Source organism: Colwellia aquaemaris, assembly GCF_057548755.1.
On sequence record NZ_BAAJLV010000002.1, the window covers coordinates 431,381 to 447,732 of the forward strand.

Below are 16,352 nucleotides of genomic sequence, written 5' to 3' on the forward strand. Positions count from 1 at the left end.
CTGATATTACGCTAAATGAATGTAAACATGATTCTGCAACAATTTGTTGACAGTCAATCGCTAAGTATATTTGCTGGGCATAGCCATATTACCTGTGCTTGATGTAATATTGCTGACATAAACTATGATATGCGTATTATAAAAACGTAATTTAATTCTTTTACTTTGGAGTTGTTTAGCAAATGCCTAACACTAATTTACTTAATGAAACTCACAATCCAGCACTTAATAGCTGGGTTGAGTCTGCAAATAATGAAAATTGTGATTTTCCTATTCAAAACTTGCCTTTTGCAAGTTTCAAGAGAAAATCAGACTCTGAGGAGTTTCGCGGTGGCGTGGCTATTGGTAACCAAATAGTCGATCTAAAAGCCTTACATGCGTTGAATGTTTTTGAGGGTGATGCACAAGCGGCATTAGCAGCCTGTACTAAAGAACAACTGAATGACTTTATGGCTATGGGCAAGCGCTATTGGAGCGCATTACGTAAAGCGTTATCGCAAGCATTAGCAAATGGCTCAGCATTAGAGGCAAAAATAAATTCGTGTTTAGTTGCGCAGGCCGATGCCGAATATGCTTTACCATGTCAAATCGGTGATTACACTGACTTTTATACGTCAATTCATCATGCAACATCAGTTGGTAAAAAATTCCGTCCAGATAATCCTTTATTACCAAACTATAAGTGGGTACCAATTGGTTACCATGGTCGTTCATCGTCAATTGAAATTTCTGGTAATGACTTTAAACGCCCTAAAGGCCAAACAAAAGCACCAACCGCAACAGAGCCTTCATTTGGTCCATGTAAACGCTTAGATTATGAATTGGAAGTGGGGATTTTTATTGGTAACGGCAACGAGTTAGGAGAGCCAATCAGTATTGATAATGCAAATGATCACGTTTTTGGCATTTGTTTATTTAATGATTGGTCAGCGCGTGATATCCAAGGTTGGGAATATCAGCCTTTAGGGCCATTTTTGTCGAAAAGTTTCGCTTCTACTATTTCGCCATGGATTGTAACGTCTGAGGCATTGGCTCCATATCAATCAAAGTGGACTCGTGATGAAGCAGATCCGCAACCTTTGCCGTATCTAGAGTCTAAAGACAACCGTGAATTCGGCTCACTTGACATGAACTTAGCAGTATCACTTGAAACAGAAAGTATGCGTAATGCTGCACAAGCGCCAGTGCAATTATCACAGTCTAATTTCAAAGATTCATACTGGACTGTGGCGCAAATGGTCGCACACCATACAGTTAATGGCTGTAATTTGCGAGCGGGAGATATGTTTGGTAGCGGCACTCAATCTGGGCCTAATCCGGAAGAAGCTGGTTCTATGCTGGAATTGTCAAATGCTGGCTCAGAGCCCATTGAGTTACCAAATGGTGAAACACGGACATTCTTAGAAGATGGTGACTGTGTCATTATGACAGGTTGGTGTAAAAAAGATGGTGCTGCTCGCATCGGCTTTGGTGAAGTAAGCGCAACAATTTTACCTGCGAGTTAATGCTACAAAATTAACCCTTTATTACTAGAAATTAAAGCTCCTTCAATAGGAGCTTTTTTGTTTCTGCTACCAAATTTTCAGTGTCTCAAATTTTCAAAGCAGCAATGTTTTAACAAGTTATTAACCTTGTTGATGGAAATTCAACCATATTATTTGTATGGCTATTGTTGAAATAAAAAAAGTTCAATTTATTTTTATTGATTAATTATTCAGCAATTAAATATTTTAATACGAAGTATTTCGCATGTTGCTTGTTTGAAACTTTCCCTATAAACCGCACGGGGTGTTGGTTACAGGTTGGTTACATTTGTTAATCTAACTATTCGTGTACTTCGTATATCTTTGCTATTTTTTTCAATTTAAATCTCTGGCACTACGCATATTGCAAATAACCTACTTGTAAAGAATTTTTAGCTGTTTTATAAATAATCAAGCCTTTTGCTTTATTCACGCTATTATTAATAATGTCAATGTGAATTGGTGAGTTAATTGGCTAAATAAAACTATATAAAAACATAATTATAAAAATACAAAATTATAAAAATACTTTTCAAATATTAGGAAGGAAATAACATGTCTACTAAATTTCGTACTGGTACGTTAGCCCTTGCCGTGGGCTTAGCACTAGGAACTGCTCCTAGTTTTGCTGCTGGTTTTGAAGAAGCAGCACAAACTGAAGACGTTGAACGTATTGCGGTTGTTGGTTCACGTTCTGCTCCTCGCTCTGTTGCTGAATCACCTGTACCAATTGATATTGTTGGTGGTGATGAACTAGGTAAAAATGCTTCAAGTGATATGTTAGATATGCTTCAAGCTGCAGTACCTTCATTTAACGTTCGTCAGCAACCTATTTCAGATGCGGCTTCATTTATTCGGCCAGTAAACTTGCGTGGTTTGTCATCAGATTCAACTCTAATACTTTTAAACGGTAAACGCCGTCATCGTGCATCGGTTATTGCGTTCCAAGGTGGTGGGGTGAATGATGGTGCGCAAGGTCCAGATATTTCTGTTATTCCTTCAGTAGCATTAAAACAGGTTGAAGTTTTGCGTGATGGTGCAGCTGCGCAATATGGCTCAGATGCGATTGCTGGCGTGATGAATTTCGTATTGAAAGATGATGCTGACGGCGGTTCTATGTCGGTACGCCACGGTGAATATTATGAAGGTGACGGAACTCAACTTGTTGTAGATGGTAACCTTGGTTTGCCTTTTACTGATGATGGTTTTGTTAATATGTCATTTCAATATAAAACTGCTGATGCAACAAGTCGAAGTGTGCAACGACCCGACGCACAAGGCTTGATTGATGCGGGCAATACATCGGTAAATACCCCTGCACAAGTTTGGGGTAATCCGGAAATTGATGATGATCTTACACTTTTTGCAAATGTTGGATTGGATTTAGGAAATGATAAAGAGTTTTACATGTTCGGTAACTACTCTGATCGAGTAGCAACAGGTGGGTATTACTATCGTAATCCGCAAAATCGGGGTGGTGTATTTACGGATGGCGACGGTAATTTGCTAGTGGGGGCTATGGATGGTAATGCAGCTGATTGTCCTAACATTGCTATAACGGCTGCTGATGTTAGAACTCAGCAAGACTATATTGATGGTGTAGAAAATAACGATAATTGTTGGGCATTTAATGAGTTATTCCCTGGTGGCTATACACCGCAGTTTACGGGCGATATTAATGATACATCATTAACAATGGGAACACGTGGCGAAATTAAAGGTGGCTTTTTAGATGAAGCCTTTTATGACATTAGTGGGTCTGTAGGTCGTAATAAATCGACTTATACACTAGCTAATACCGTTAATCCTTCAATGGGGGCTCTAAACGTTGACCAGACAGGTAATAGTTTTGAAGCAGGTTCATATATTCAGTTGGAAAAAGCATTTAATGCTGATTTAACACAAAGCGTTGATATGGGGTTAGAAGAGCCTGTTAATGTTGCAACTGGTTTTGAATGGCGTCAAGAAAGCTTTGAAATTATTTCTGGGGAACAAGCTTCTTGGGCTCAGGGCCCACTAGCAACACAAGGTTTTAGCGTAGGTTCGCATGGTTTTGCTGGTTTCTCACCAGAATCTCAAGGTATTAATAAGCGTCAAAGTATAGCTGCTTATCTTGATGTTGAAGCATATGTAACTGAAGGATTACTTTTAGGTGCTGCATTACGTTATGAAGATTTCTCTTCATTTGGTGATACAACTAATTATAAGTTGACTGCACAATATCAACTAACAGATGAATTATCTATTCGTGGTTCTCATAGCACAGGATTTAGAGCACCGACAGTGGGCCAAGCTAATGTTGTAAATACCCAAACATCTTTAGTAAATGGCGAATTAATTCAATCAGCGACATTCCCGCCAACACATGTTGTATCTGTTCAGAAAGGTGGTGTTGAGTTGCAACCTGAAGAATCAACTAGTTATGCAATTGGTCTTGTTTATCAATCTGGGGACTTCTTTATGACAATTGATGCATATAATATTGAAGTAACAGATCGTGTCGCACAAACTGATAAATTCTTCATAGATCAAGATGATGTTGATGCACTACAAGGTGATTACCCAAGCCCTGAATTATTATTGGGCGGCTCAATTACGTATTTTGCTAATAATTTTGACACGAAAACCCAAGGGGTAGATATTGTTGCTAACTATGGCATGGAACTGTTTGGTGGAGATACAAAATTAAGCCTAGCATATAACTACAATAAAACAGAAGTGGAAAACAGAAAGCCTACCATTGACCCTAAAACAGGTTTACCAGTTTTAGACGATAAAGGTGAATTAACTTTTGCTACATCTGGTTTTAAAGTACGTCGTTTAGAAGAGGGTATCCCTGAACATCGTGCAACTTTCACCGTTGCGCAAAGTTGGGAAAACATTAGTATGTTTGTACGTGCGAACTATTTTGGTGAATGGTTTGCGACACATGCTGATGAGCCTGATGAGTTTAGTTCTTACGGTTGGTCAGAAACAGTAGGTTCTTCGTATACAATAGACGCAGAAGTGAGTTACTTTGTAAATGATAGCTGGACTCTATCAGCTGGAGCGAACAACATCTTTGATGAAGAAGCGCAAGAGCTACAGAAAAATGGCGGTGCCTACTCAGTTGTAGGTGCTAAATACTACGAAAGTGGCCCATTTGATTACAACGGTGGTTTCTACTACGTTAAAGCAACTTATAACTTTTAATAGTAAAGTTACTTAGATTTAAAAAGCCATATCATTTGATATGGCTTTTTTTATTGTATGATTATAATGATGTTACGCAATGGCTTAGCGGCATAAAAACAGAAATTAAACTTACTGAATAGTTCTACTTTATTGCATGCTTAGTTATAAATAATTGCTTGAATACTTTTAGCTCGGCTAGCCTTTTCTCGGTAATTGCTTGTTTGATTGCTGACCCTTTTAGGCCTTGTTCAACAAAAGGCTTCGCGGTAACTTTACTTAATAGCTCAAATGCAGCAAATAAAAACTCTTTTTGTAAATAGTTACGATTTTCAAAGCCTAAACGACCAGTAAAATCTGCCTGACAACATAGCAGGAAGTCATCAAATTCCTCTGGTTTTCGCCAAACATCAAGCTGATTAAATAGCTTTAAAATTGTGTTTGCTTTTAACTCAAATGCTTTATGGCAATGCAAATGAAATTGGCAAACTTTAAGTGCTAAGCTTTTATGTATAGTAGGCACTCTTAAACGCTTACACAGCTCCTCTATTAAAGGCAAGCCTGCTGTTTCGTGTCCAGGGTGAGATGGTAATTTTTCATCTTTTGTTAATGACTTGCCAAGGTCGTGACAAACACTAGCAAAGCGAATAGTTGTTTTTTTCGATAGCAAAGAAGCTTGCTTAAGCACCATCATGGTATGAATACCAGAGCATATTTCCGGGTGCCAGCGTTCAGGGTTTGGAATTCCCCATAAATTATGTAAGTCAGGCCACAGTGATTTAAGTGCTTGGCACTCATATAGTACTTTAAAAAATATTTCTGGATTTTCGTCAGCTAAGCTTCGCTCCATTTCTTGCCACACACGTTCCCCCGATAAGCTTAATAGTTCGCCACTTTCGCTTAGCTTTGTCATTAGTGCTAATGTGTCAGGTGCAATGGTAAAACCATAGTTATGGAAACGAGCAGCAAAGCGGGCAACACGCAATACTCTCAGTGGGTCTTCGATAAAAGCCGTAGATACATGACGAAGCACTCTGTTTTCTATATCAGCTTGGCCTTGGTATGGGTCTATAATATTGCCATTCTCATCCATCGCCATGGCATTAATGGTTAGGTCTCGCCGTAATAAATCTTCTTCTAAAGTAACCTTGCTAGACGCATCGCATTCAAAGCCAGTGTAGCCCGAGCCAGACTTTCTTTCGGTACGTGCTAGGGCATATTCTTGTTTCGTTTCGGGATGTAGAAAAACAGGGAAGTCTTTACCTACTTGTGAAAATCCTAGCCGCAACATTTCTTCTACGGTTGAACCGACGACGACATAATCATTATCGACAACTTCTCGGTTTAATAATTTATCGCGTACGGCACCGCCAACTAAAAAGTAATTAAGAGATTGCATTGAATTTTGCATTAAGGAAAACAGACTCCTGAAATTGGATAATATCGAAAAATTTACAGCTAAAGCTTATCATAATTACTCTAGCTTTTTGACATATGATTAGGTTCAGGTTAATTTCATTGGGTCAATTCATTAGCTAAGACTTTCTATGTATACAAGTTATTTTGGTTTAGAGGACAAACCATTTTCTATTGCGCCTAATCCTGATTATTTATTTATGAGTGATCGTCATCGAGAGGCACTAAATCACTTAACCTATGGCTTAGGTGATACCGGAGGCTTTGTACTCTTAACTGGGGAAGTCGGCACAGGAAAAACAACCATTAGCCGTCGTTTAATGGAAAATTTGCCTGAGAATACGCAAGCGGCATTTATTCTTAATCCAACATTATCAAGCCAAGAATTATTAGCTACGATTTGTGATGAGTTGAAAATTCGTTACCGTAAAACTGGCGCAACATTAAAAACATTAACCGATAAAATTCAGCAGAAGTTACTTAAGAATCACAATGAAGATACCAATACTTTATTGATAATTGATGAGGCCCAGCATTTACAGCCCGAAGTGTTGGAGCAATTGCGATTGTTAACCAATCTTGAAACTAACACCAAAAAACTACTACAGGTCATACTTATTGGCCAACCTGAGTTGCAACAACTTTTACAACGGCGTGATCTTCGTCAGCTTGCGCAAAGGATCACAGCAAGGTACCACTTATTGCCTCTTAATCGTCAAGAGGTTGATCAATATCTTAAACATCGACTTTCTGTTGCAAAGTGTTTTCGCAATGTTTTTGATAAAAGTGCGGTAAATGCAATTCATAAAACCTGTAAAGGTATACCTCGTTTAATGAATTTGTTGGCTGAACGTGCACTGATGAATGCGTATAATAGTAATAATGCTGTTGTAAATCGAAAAATTGTTTTACAGGCGGCCCATGACGCTCTTGGCGATGAGTACCGGTTGACGCCTTGGTGGCAAAGTTCATTGTTTAAATACGGTAGTGTCGCGGCATTACTTACAATATTTTTATCTGCAGGCATTTGGTGGGGTGCTCAGTTTAAACAAGGAGCAAGCTTTGTAGATAAAACAGTTGTACCGCAAACCTCGCCAGCGCTAGATACTAAAGTTGATGAGCAGCTGGCAGCTGAAAAAAATAAAGGTGCAGAAAGTGTTAAGCAAGTCGATGAATCACAGTTTGTTGCTAATAACACAGAAAACATGGCGATTGAGGCCAGTGTCCAGCAGCTCGATAGTGCTAGCCAACCCGTAGCAATAACAAATACCAAGCAAAGTGATCAAATACAGGCGCTTGCAAAACAAGAAAACACTAGCATAGTTAACAAGAATAATACTGCTGAAGCAGCATATGCTGCCCAAAAGGCGAATGATGATTTTGTCGTTGAGGCCACAGATGGTGTTTCTGAGGAGCTATTAGCAAGTTTTCAGTCGGCTATTGAAGAAACCAAGCAACAATCTGTGCTAGAGGACAGTCTGCCTAGTTCGTCATCGTCAAATATTTCTCCTTTAACCCAAATGCCTACTTGGGTGCAAGACGGCGTGCCTTCACTGCAATTTGAAATGCACATTTATGCCAGTGACGGGCAAGGCTGGGTGCGTGTAAATGGCCGAGATCGCTACGAAGGTGATTATATCGGCCGAGAGTTACTATTAAATGAAATTTTACCGCAGAAAGTTATATTAAGCTTTCGAGGTGAAAAGTTCAGTATGGCAGCTTTGTCTTCTTGGAATTGATAATTTTAATTTTTAGTGGTCAGTATAGTATTCGCAATTAGTGAAGGTGTAGCTGTTATTTAATCGACAAAGGCCATTTTGAAAAAGCCGATTAAGTTAAGGTTAAATTCTTCTGGACGAACACAACATTCAATTTGGTCTTGGTATTTATTATTACTAAGATCTATCTCTTCAATGGCGATTGCTTGATTTAAGCGGGTATTGTAGAAAACTTTAACAAATGGATTTAACGGCTTATTGTTATTAAGTTGACTAATTAAGCCAAGCTTGCCACTGGTTAGTTTCACTAAAGTGCCTATCGGATATATACCAAGGCATAAAATAAATTGCTCAACTAATTCACTGTCGTAACCTTTATTTGCGTCTGAGCGAAGAATTTTAAATGCCTTAATTGGCGCCATACCTTTTTTATATACTCTGTCGGCTGTCATCGCATCGTAGCTATCGACTATGGCAATCATTCTTGCGAAAGTGTCGATTTGCTCGGCTGCTAATTTATTCGGGTAACCTTGGCCATCAATACGTTCGTGATGTTTTTGAACAACATTGCGCGCAATATCAGATATAGCCGTTTCTTGATTTAAGATATCAACGCCATAGTCGACGTGCTTTTTCATTTGCTCATATTCATCATCAGTAAACTTGCCTGGTTTGTGGAGAATATGATCGGGGACGTTTATTTTACCAATGTCGTGCATAAAAGCGCCGAGCGCCAGTTGTTCAATTATAGATTTTTCAACTTTTAAATGTTTAGCGAAAATACTCATCAAAATAGCGACATTTAATGAATGTTCGATTAAATATTCATCTTTAATTCGCAAGCGAGACAAACAGGATAAGGCGTCTTCATTTCTAAATACAGAGTCAACAATGGCATTTGTAGTATCGTTAACACTGTCCATATCGAGTTGTTTATCTTTTGAAATATCATCGAGCAGCTTTTTCTGTAATGTTTTTGCATTACTGTATAGCTTTTTCGCTTTAGTCATTTCAGCGCCAAATGACGCTTTTTTCCTAGCTAGTGTTTTGGTTTCTTCTTTTGGAACAAATATGTTGTTATTGGCTTCTGAGGTAGATGATTTAGTTTTTGATGGGTCGATTGTTACTTGCTTTATTCCTGCTTTTTTAAGCTTTTCAATAGTTTTATTATGTAAAATAAAGCCTTCAGATTTTACATTGAGATTTTTTTTGGGATTGACAATACTCACCACATACATTCCAACGGTTAATTTGGAAAGTGCTATTTTTGTGAGTTCTTCTGCCATTTCAATTCCTTATTACTATAGCTGCTGCAATATTGATATTATAGCGCTTAAAAATAAACTTGGACTAATTGAATAAGTATTTGAATTCTTGTTGTATCTCCTTATAGAAAGGACATAGCGTAGTAATAAAGGCCCAATAAAATAAAATGTTTAATTGGACCTTACTTTTAGTTATTGCCAAGCGGGCATGTTGGCTTCGTAACTTTTTATTTTATCAATTTTATTCAATGTCCAACCTATGCTGTCGACACCGTTTTCTAAACAATATTGATGAAAGTCGTCTAATGAAAATGGCAAGTTTCCATTGGCGGTTTTGACCTGATTGTTAAGTAAATCAATATCGTAGTGTTGAACATTATCCTGTGTTTGTTGAAATAACTTTTCAATGGTTTGCTCAGCAAGCTTGATAGGTAAAATACCTATGTTAATACAGTTTGCATAGAAAATGTCAGCGAAACTTGAAGCTATGATGACCTTAAATCCGTACTCTTGTAATGCCCACGGTGCATGCTCTCGGCTGGAGCCGCAACCAAAATTTTCTCGAGTTAACAAGATGCTTGCGCCTTGGTACTTTGAACTATTTAAAATAAATTCAGGGTTGTTTTCTTTTCCTGCAGCATCAAGATAGCGCCAGTCATGAAACAGATGCTGGCCAAATCCAGTACGAGTTGTTTTTTGCAAAAACTGTTTTGGAATAATTTGGTCGGTATCGACATTTGCTGCGTCTAAAGGAGCAACTAAACCTTTATGTTGTGTAAACTTTTCCATAATTAGGCGCCTTTTGTTTTTGATGATGTATTGGTTAAATCCACAAAGTGACCTGCTATTGCAGATGCTGCCGCCAATTCGGGGCTAACTAAGTGGGTACGACTGCCGCGGCCTTGACGACCTTCAAAGTTTCGATTACTTGTAGACGCACAACGATCACCTTCGGATAAAACGTCGTCATTCATGCCTAAGCACATAGAACAACCTGGAAGCCGCCATTCAAAACCAGCATCAATAAAAATTTGTGCTAAACCTTCAGCTTCAGCTTGCTCTTTAACACGATACGAGCCAGGCACTACGATAGCATCAACAGTTTTAGCAACTTTTTTTCCTTTGGCAATAGTTGCGGCGGCCCGTAAATCTTCAATACGCGAATTTGTACAAGAGCCAATAAATACTTTGTTAATACTAATGTCGGTAATTTTTGTGCCAGCGGTTAAGCCCATATATTTTAGTGCTGCGGCACAAGAGTCTTTTTCTACTGGGTCATCAAAATCTTCAGGTGAAGGAATTATGCTGTCAATTTGTGTCACTTGTCCCGGTGTTGTACCCCAAGTTACTTGGGTTTTGATTTCTTTAGCATCAAGGGTTAAGTAACTATCAAATACAGCGTCTGGGTCTGACTTTAGTTGTTGCCAATCGTTTACGGCTTGCTGCCAAACATCACCTTTAGGGGCATATTCTTTATCTTTTAAATAGTGAAATGTGGTAGCATCAGGCGCTATTAAGCCGGCTTTTGCACCAAACTCTATACTCATATTACAGATTGTCATGCGCTCTTCCATAGATAAACGCTCAATGGCTTCGCCGCAGTATTCAACCACGTAACCTGTAGCGCCGGCACTGCCGGTTTTTCCTATAATGGCTAAAATAATGTCTTTGGCACTAATGCCCGCAGCGACTTGACCATTAACTTCAATTTTCATGGTTTTAGCTTTGGTTTGGCGTAGTGTTTGTGTTGCAAATACATGTTCTACTTCTGAGGTGCCAATACCGAAGGCCAAGGCACCAAAAGCACCATGCGTTGCGGTATGGGAGTCTCCACATACAATCACCGTGCCGGGCAAAGTTAAACCAAGCTCTGGCCCCATTACGTGAACTATGCCTTGGTTTTTATGGCCCATGCCAAATAACTTTATACCAAATTCCTTACAGTTTTTTTCCAAGGTACGTAACTGGTTTGCTGCGCCTTCACCTGCGGCATTTATCTCGATAGAACGGGTTGAAATGTTATGATCCATGGTCGCTATCGTGCGCTCAGGATGACGAAGCTGGCGCTTGTGAAACCTTAAATTGGCAAACGCTTGTGGTGATGTCACTTCATGAATCAAATGTCGGTCAACAAAAATTAACGGAGTTTCACCAGCTTTCTCTTCAATGACATGTTGCTGCCATAATTTCTCATATAAGGTGCTAGCCATGATTACTTTGCTCCTTGTGAAGGTTGTTGTGCTGAAATAAATTGGCAAATAATATCGCCCATTTCATTAGTAGACTTGGCTTGATGACGGTCTGTTTCACTTAAAAGATCGCCGGTAAAGTGGCCGGCATTTAGTGCTGCTGCAACTGCATTTTCAATGGCGTTAGCTGCTTCTGCTTGGTTTAAACTGTGTCGTAGCATTAATGCAGCAGATAAAATTTGTGCGATTGGGTTAGCAATGCCTTTTCCTGCAATATCTGGCGCTGTACCGCCGGCGGGTTCATACATGCCAAAACCTGACTCATTTAAGCTTGCCGATGGCAATAAGCCCATTGAGCCAGTAATCATGGCGCAAATATCAGAAAGAATATCGCCAAATAAATTTGAACATAACATAACGTCAAATTGTTCCGGGTAACGCACCAACTGCATGGCTGCATTGTCAACATACATGTGCTCAAGCGTCACCGAGGGGTATTGTTTTGCCACTTCATTGACAACTTCTCGCCATAATTGTGACGAAGCTAATACATTGGCTTTATCAATAGAGATAACTTTGTTACGACGTTTTTGTGCTGCCTGGAAAGCTAAATGAGTAATACGGCTAATTTCTTTGCGAGAATAGATCATAGTATCAAAGGCGGCTTCATTTTCTTGCCCTAGATTTTGTCGTCCTTTTGGCTCGCCAAAGTAAATTCCGCCTGTTAACTCACGCATCACCAAAATATCAAAGCCTGCCTGAGAAATATCCGCTCTTAATGGCGATAAGTGCGACATTGCACTTTGCAGTTGGGCGGGGCGCATATTACAAAATAAGCCAAAATGCCCGCGTAGACCTAATAGTGAGGCACGCTCTGGTTGCTCTGTTGGTGGCAAGTCACTCCATTTTGGGCCGCCAACTGAGCCAAATAATATTGCATCAGCTTGCTCACAACCTTCAATCGTACTTTGTGGAAGGGCTTGGCCATGGTTATCTATTGCACAACCTCCCACATCATAATGGCTAGTGCTGATTTCAAAATTAAATTGCTCGGCTACCTTGGCTAAAACTTTCTCTGCTTGCGCCATAACTTCTGGCCCAATACCGTCTCCGGCTAATATTGCTACTCTCGACATTTTCTTCAACCTACTTACTCAATTGTTATAACGTTATTCTTATCGAAATGCTAGAAGCATTACGGTTGGTTACTAGTGGCAGCTTTGCTAAGCTCGCTGGCACGCTCTGTTTCGCGTTCTGTTTTTAATTCAGCTATGGTGATTGCGCGATGAATTGCGTTGAGTGCATTAACTAATGCGTTACCAGATGCTTTGATGACGTCGGTGTCTAAACCATAACCATGGAAATTTCTGCCTTGCCACGAAACCACAATATCAGCTTTACCTAAGCCATCTTCACCTTCACCTTTATTTGATATTTTGTAATCACTGACTTCAAATTCGATATCAACAGCTTTTTTAATTGCTCGATATAGCGCGTCAACAGGGCCATTACCTGTTGCAGAGATAATTTGATGTTCATCGCCGATAGCTAGTTTGATGCTCGATGTTGCGAACTCGCTACCACCACTTTGTACATTCAACGTTTGCAAATGGTAAAAGTCTTGTTGATCTTGTTGTTGAATATTAAATAATAATGCTTCTAGGTCATCATCGAATACTTGGCCTTTTTTATCTGCTAAGGCTAAAAAATCACTATAAAGTTGTTCAAGTTGATAGTCAGACTCTTGGTAACCTAAACTTTCCATTCTGTGTTTAATAACATGGCGACCACTACGAGATGTTAAATTTAGTTTTGTTTTGCTGATGCCGACACTTTCAGGGGTCATAATTTCGTAGGTATTGCTGGCTTTTAACATGCCATCTTGATGAATTCCTGATGAGTGACTAAACGCATTACCACCGACGATGGCTTTGTTTAGTTGCACTGGCATATTGCAAAGTTCGCTCACTAATTTAGATGTACGAGCGATTTCTTGATGGTTGATTTGCGTGTGAACACCAAGTAGCTCTTGACGAGTTTTCATGATCATTGCTACTTCTTCAAGCGAGCAATTGCCCGCGCGCTCGCCAATACCATTGATAGTACATTCAATTTGTCTAGCACCAGCTTGTACCGCCGACATTGAATTGGCAACAGCTAAGCCTAAGTCGTTGTGGCAATGAACTGAAATGATAGCTTGGTCAATATTGGGTACACGATTATATAAATTACTAATAATGCCACCAAATTCGTAAGGTAAGGTGTAGCCAACCGTATCAGGAATATTCACGGTAGTTGCGCCCGCTTTAATAGCTTGTTCAACCATGCGACATAAGTTATCTATTGGCGTTCGTCCAGCATCTTCACACGAAAATTCAACATCATCGGTAAATTTTCGCGCATACTTAACCGCATGCACTGCCATAGCTTCCACATCAGCGAAGTCTTTCTTCAATTTTTGCTGCACGTGAACATCAGAAGTTGAAATAAAGGTATGAATACGAAATTGTGCAGCAGGTTTTAATGCTTCAGCACAGGCTTTGATGTCGGCTTCTACCGCACGAGCTAGGGCACAAACACGTGAATTTTTTATTGTTCGTGCGATTTCTTGCACCGATTGAAAATCGCCAGGAGATGAAACTGGAAAGCCCACTTCCATAATATCAACACCTAAACGTTCTATAGCATGGGCTATTTGCAGCTTTTCACGAACTGATAAGCTAGCGTTTAATGCTTGTTCACCATCACGTAATGTGGTGTCAAAAATAATGACTTTGTTATTGTCTATGCCCATGTTTTATCCTAAATATTAATTAGTTCGAACTAAATTACGGGCATAAAAAAACCCGCGATTATTAGCGCGGGTTCAGAGTTTTATTTATTATCTATTTATTTTTCAAGCAATAAAACCTAGCCGCGCATGGATAATGCGAGGAGGAGGTTAATTCGAATAATGCGTGAAAAATTTGTCATTTTTTATTTTGTTTTATATGAGTGATTAAAATATTTAATAACTAGTGGGGTATTAGTATCCTAGTAGAGGAACCTTTGTCAATAGATTTTTGATAAATAAAATGTGATTCAAGCTCTTTTTCATCCAATTAAAAATGTATGACTTTGTTAATTTGGTGAATATTATAATTAATTGACGCTGTTTTGATGTTATTATTGTCAATAACAATAGCAACTAGCTTGCTATGTTTATCAATCGTTAGAAGCAAGGTTATAAAATGCGTACAATCTCAGCAATCATAATTAGTAAAAATGAAGAAGATAGAATTAGGCCCTGTTTTGAGTCTTTAAAGGGGTTTGCTGATGAAATTATACTATTTGACTCTGGAAGTACTGACAATACAGTTAAAATAGCCAAGGAGTATACTGATAAAGTATGGGTGACAGATGACTGGCCTGGCGATGGGTTTCAAAAGCACCGTGCGTTACAAAAGGCCACCTGTGATTGGGTGCTGATTATTGATGCTGATGAATATCTTGATGAAGAAATGAAAGCGGAAATTACCTGCCAACTATCAAACCCAAATTTAGAGGAGGTTGCTTTTAAATTACCTTGGGGAAATATTATTCTTGGAAAGTTAATGAAATATGGTCGTTCATCTAGGGCACCTAAAAGGCTTTTTAAACGAGAGGGAGCAGATATTACCAAAGTTGTTGTTCATGCTCATGTGGTAACTAAAGGTAAGGTTTCTACTTTGAAGAAAGGATTATTAATGCATAATTCTTTGAGGAACTTTGAGCATTTTATGAGTAAAACCCGCTTATATGCATGGGAAACAACGCTGAAGTATCGTAAGAATAGAAAGCCAAGTTTAGGTGTTTATTTTGCTGTAATTCGTTCTATTTGGACATTTTTTCTTATTTACATCATTCGTTTAGGTTTTCTAGATGGCAGTAGAGGGTTAATGATGGCAATGGTCTTCGCACAATCATCATTTAATAAATATGCAGGCTTATGGTATTTAGAGCAAGAAGATAAACTTTAGTTTTAAAATTTTAATTATGACAAAGAAAAAGTATTTATTTTTTATAAGTCAAAACTATAGTTTTGCGATCTTACGGCCATTACAACAAGCAATTAATGCTAGAGGTGATGAGGTTAGATGGTTTCTGTATGGAAGTGAAATTAATCACTCTTTTTTGAAGCCTCAAGAAATTAAAGTAACGTCGATTTCTGCTATTAAAAAGTATAATCCCGTTGCGGTTTTTGTACCAGGTAATACAGTGCCTAGTTTTATTCCAGGGTTAAAGGTTGCCGTTTTTCATGGCTTTAACTCTGGAAAGTTAAACAGAAAAGGTAAAGAAGATCATTTTAATATTCGAGGCTGTTTCGATCTTTATTGCACCCAAGGACCAAATACTACATTTAGGTTTCAAGAGCTTGCAGAAAAGCATCTTCATTTTTTAGTTAAAGAAACCGGATGGCCAGCATTAGATCCTTTGTTTAAGATTGCTGATAAAGCTATTAGTACCAAACCGACTATTTTGATGTGTTCTACATTTTCCCGTAATTTGACCTGTGCTCCAATTTTATTTAATAAAATTAAAGAATTAAGCCAAACAGGCAAGTGGAATTGGTTAGTGCAGTTTCACCCTAAGATGGAAAAGAGTATTGTCGAGCAATATAAGTCAATTCAAGGTGAACATTTAACATTTGTTGAGACAGACAATATCATTCCCTTATTGCAAAAAGCGGATGTAATGTTATGTGACACTTCTTCCGTATTGATTATGTTTTTATTACAAGGGAAACCTGTTGTCACTTTTAATAATATCGCCCCGAATGATTATCTAGTGAATATATCTGATCCTGAAAAGCTTGAAGGTTCATTAGCCTATGCATTGGAAAGACCTGATAAGTTATTGGAAAAAATTAATTTTTATATAGAACAAACTCATCCGAATCAAGATGGAAATGCCTCTGAACGAATCTTAGATATGGTTGAGTACATGCTTAATAGTGGCAGAAGAGCTAAGAACTCTAAACCGTTAAATGTAATTAGGGAATTAAAATTAAGGAAAGCTCTTGGTTATTGGAAGATATCTTAAAAGTTATGA

The 16,352-nt window shown here is 38.6% G+C and carries 11 protein-coding genes; 5 read left to right on the forward strand and 6 right to left on the reverse strand.

Features of this window, described 5'->3' with window-relative positions; genetic code table 11:
• Positions 1 to 182 precede the first annotated feature (182 nt).
• Positions 183 to 1,505, forward strand: coding sequence for a fumarylacetoacetase (fahA, locus tag AC27HL_RS08235; protein ID WP_487080491.1), 1,323 nt, complete (start codon positions 183 to 185; stop codon positions 1,503 to 1,505).
• A 573-nt stretch (positions 1,506 to 2,078) separates the two neighbouring features.
• On the forward strand, positions 2,079 to 4,715 hold the full coding sequence (locus AC27HL_RS08240) for a TonB-dependent receptor plug domain-containing protein (RefSeq protein ID WP_487080492.1): 2,637 nt from the start codon (positions 2,079 to 2,081) through the stop codon (positions 4,713 to 4,715).
• Between the two features lie 124 nt (positions 4,716 to 4,839).
• Here the strand turns inward: AC27HL_RS08240 and AC27HL_RS08245 are convergent, their stop codons facing one another.
• Positions 4,840 to 6,105 carry a multifunctional CCA addition/repair protein gene (locus AC27HL_RS08245; protein ID WP_487080493.1) on the reverse strand — a complete coding sequence of 422 codons (1,266 nt, stop codon included), beginning with the start codon at positions 6,103 to 6,105 and terminating at the stop codon, positions 4,840 to 4,842.
• 136 nt (positions 6,106 to 6,241) lie between these two features.
• On the opposite strand from AC27HL_RS08245, the gene AC27HL_RS08250 reads away from it, so the two are divergent.
• Positions 6,242 to 7,849 carry an AAA family ATPase gene (locus AC27HL_RS08250; RefSeq protein ID WP_487080494.1) on the forward strand — a complete coding sequence of 536 codons (1,608 nt, stop codon included), beginning with the start codon at positions 6,242 to 6,244 and terminating at the stop codon, positions 7,847 to 7,849.
• A gap of 59 nt (positions 7,850 to 7,908) precedes the next feature.
• On the opposite strand, the gene AC27HL_RS08255 is transcribed toward AC27HL_RS08250, so the two are convergent.
• The 5 genes from AC27HL_RS08255 to leuA form a co-directional block, all read right to left on the reverse strand.
• On the reverse strand, positions 7,909 to 9,114 hold the full coding sequence (locus tag AC27HL_RS08255) for a cyclic di-GMP phosphodiesterase (RefSeq protein ID WP_487080495.1): 1,206 nt from the start codon (positions 9,112 to 9,114) through the stop codon (positions 7,909 to 7,911).
• Positions 9,115 to 9,285: 171 nt separating this feature from the next.
• A complete protein-coding gene (gene leuD / locus AC27HL_RS08260) occupies positions 9,286 to 9,882 on the reverse strand; it encodes a 3-isopropylmalate dehydratase small subunit (RefSeq protein ID WP_487080496.1) in 597 nt (198 codons plus the stop codon).
• Positions 9,883 to 9,884: 2 nt separating this feature from the next.
• The gene (gene leuC, locus AC27HL_RS08265) at positions 9,885 to 11,303 is read right to left on the reverse strand and encodes a 3-isopropylmalate dehydratase large subunit (protein WP_487080497.1); all 1,419 of its coding nucleotides are present in this window, start codon (positions 11,301 to 11,303) and stop codon (positions 9,885 to 9,887) included.
• 2 nt (positions 11,304 to 11,305) lie between these two features.
• Entirely contained in the window at positions 11,306 to 12,418 is a 1,113-nt protein-coding gene (leuB, locus tag AC27HL_RS08270) for a 3-isopropylmalate dehydrogenase (RefSeq protein WP_487080498.1), read from the reverse strand.
• A 59-nt stretch (positions 12,419 to 12,477) separates the two neighbouring features.
• Positions 12,478 to 14,076 (reverse strand): 2-isopropylmalate synthase, encoded by a 1,599-nt coding sequence (gene leuA, locus AC27HL_RS08275; RefSeq protein ID WP_487080499.1) that lies wholly within the window; start codon positions 14,074 to 14,076, stop codon positions 12,478 to 12,480.
• Between the two features lie 436 nt (positions 14,077 to 14,512).
• Here leuA and AC27HL_RS08280 point away from each other — a divergent pair, with 436 nt between their 5' ends.
• Together AC27HL_RS08280 and AC27HL_RS08285 are read left to right on the forward strand one after the other, a co-directional pair.
• On the forward strand, positions 14,513 to 15,280 hold the full coding sequence (locus tag AC27HL_RS08280; protein ID WP_487080500.1) for a glycosyltransferase family 2 protein: 768 nt from the start codon (positions 14,513 to 14,515) through the stop codon (positions 15,278 to 15,280).
• 16 nt (positions 15,281 to 15,296) lie between these two features.
• On the forward strand, positions 15,297 to 16,343 hold the full coding sequence (locus tag AC27HL_RS08285; RefSeq protein ID WP_487080501.1) for a CDP-glycerol glycerophosphotransferase family protein: 1,047 nt from the start codon (positions 15,297 to 15,299) through the stop codon (positions 16,341 to 16,343).
• The last annotated feature ends 9 nt before the right edge of the window (positions 16,344 to 16,352 follow it).

Excerpts from the sequence above, each read along its gene's own strand:
- leuD (WP_487080496.1), bottom strand. The coding sequence starts at position 9,882 with ATGGAAAAGTTTACACAACATAAAGGTTTAGTTGCTCCTTTAGACGCA.
- leuC (WP_487080497.1), bottom strand. The coding sequence starts at position 11,303 with ATGGCTAGCACCTTATATGAGAAATTATGGCAGCAACATGTCATTGAA.
- AC27HL_RS08285 (WP_487080501.1), top strand. The coding sequence starts at position 15,297 with ATGACAAAGAAAAAGTATTTATTTTTTATAAGTCAAAACTATAGTTTT.
- AC27HL_RS08250 (WP_487080494.1), top strand. The coding sequence starts at position 6,242 with ATGTATACAAGTTATTTTGGTTTAGAGGACAAACCATTTTCTATTGCG.
- AC27HL_RS08240 (WP_487080492.1), top strand. The coding sequence starts at position 2,079 with ATGTCTACTAAATTTCGTACTGGTACGTTAGCCCTTGCCGTGGGCTTA.
- leuA (WP_487080499.1), bottom strand. The coding sequence starts at position 14,076 with ATGGGCATAGACAATAACAAAGTCATTATTTTTGACACCACATTACGT.
- AC27HL_RS08280 (WP_487080500.1), top strand. The coding sequence starts at position 14,513 with ATGCGTACAATCTCAGCAATCATAATTAGTAAAAATGAAGAAGATAGA.
- leuB (WP_487080498.1), bottom strand. The coding sequence starts at position 12,418 with ATGTCGAGAGTAGCAATATTAGCCGGAGACGGTATTGGGCCAGAAGTT.
- AC27HL_RS08245 (WP_487080493.1), bottom strand. The coding sequence starts at position 6,105 with ATGCAAAATTCAATGCAATCTCTTAATTACTTTTTAGTTGGCGGTGCC.
- AC27HL_RS08255 (WP_487080495.1), bottom strand. The coding sequence starts at position 9,114 with ATGGCAGAAGAACTCACAAAAATAGCACTTTCCAAATTAACCGTTGGA.
- fahA (WP_487080491.1), top strand. The coding sequence starts at position 183 with ATGCCTAACACTAATTTACTTAATGAAACTCACAATCCAGCACTTAAT.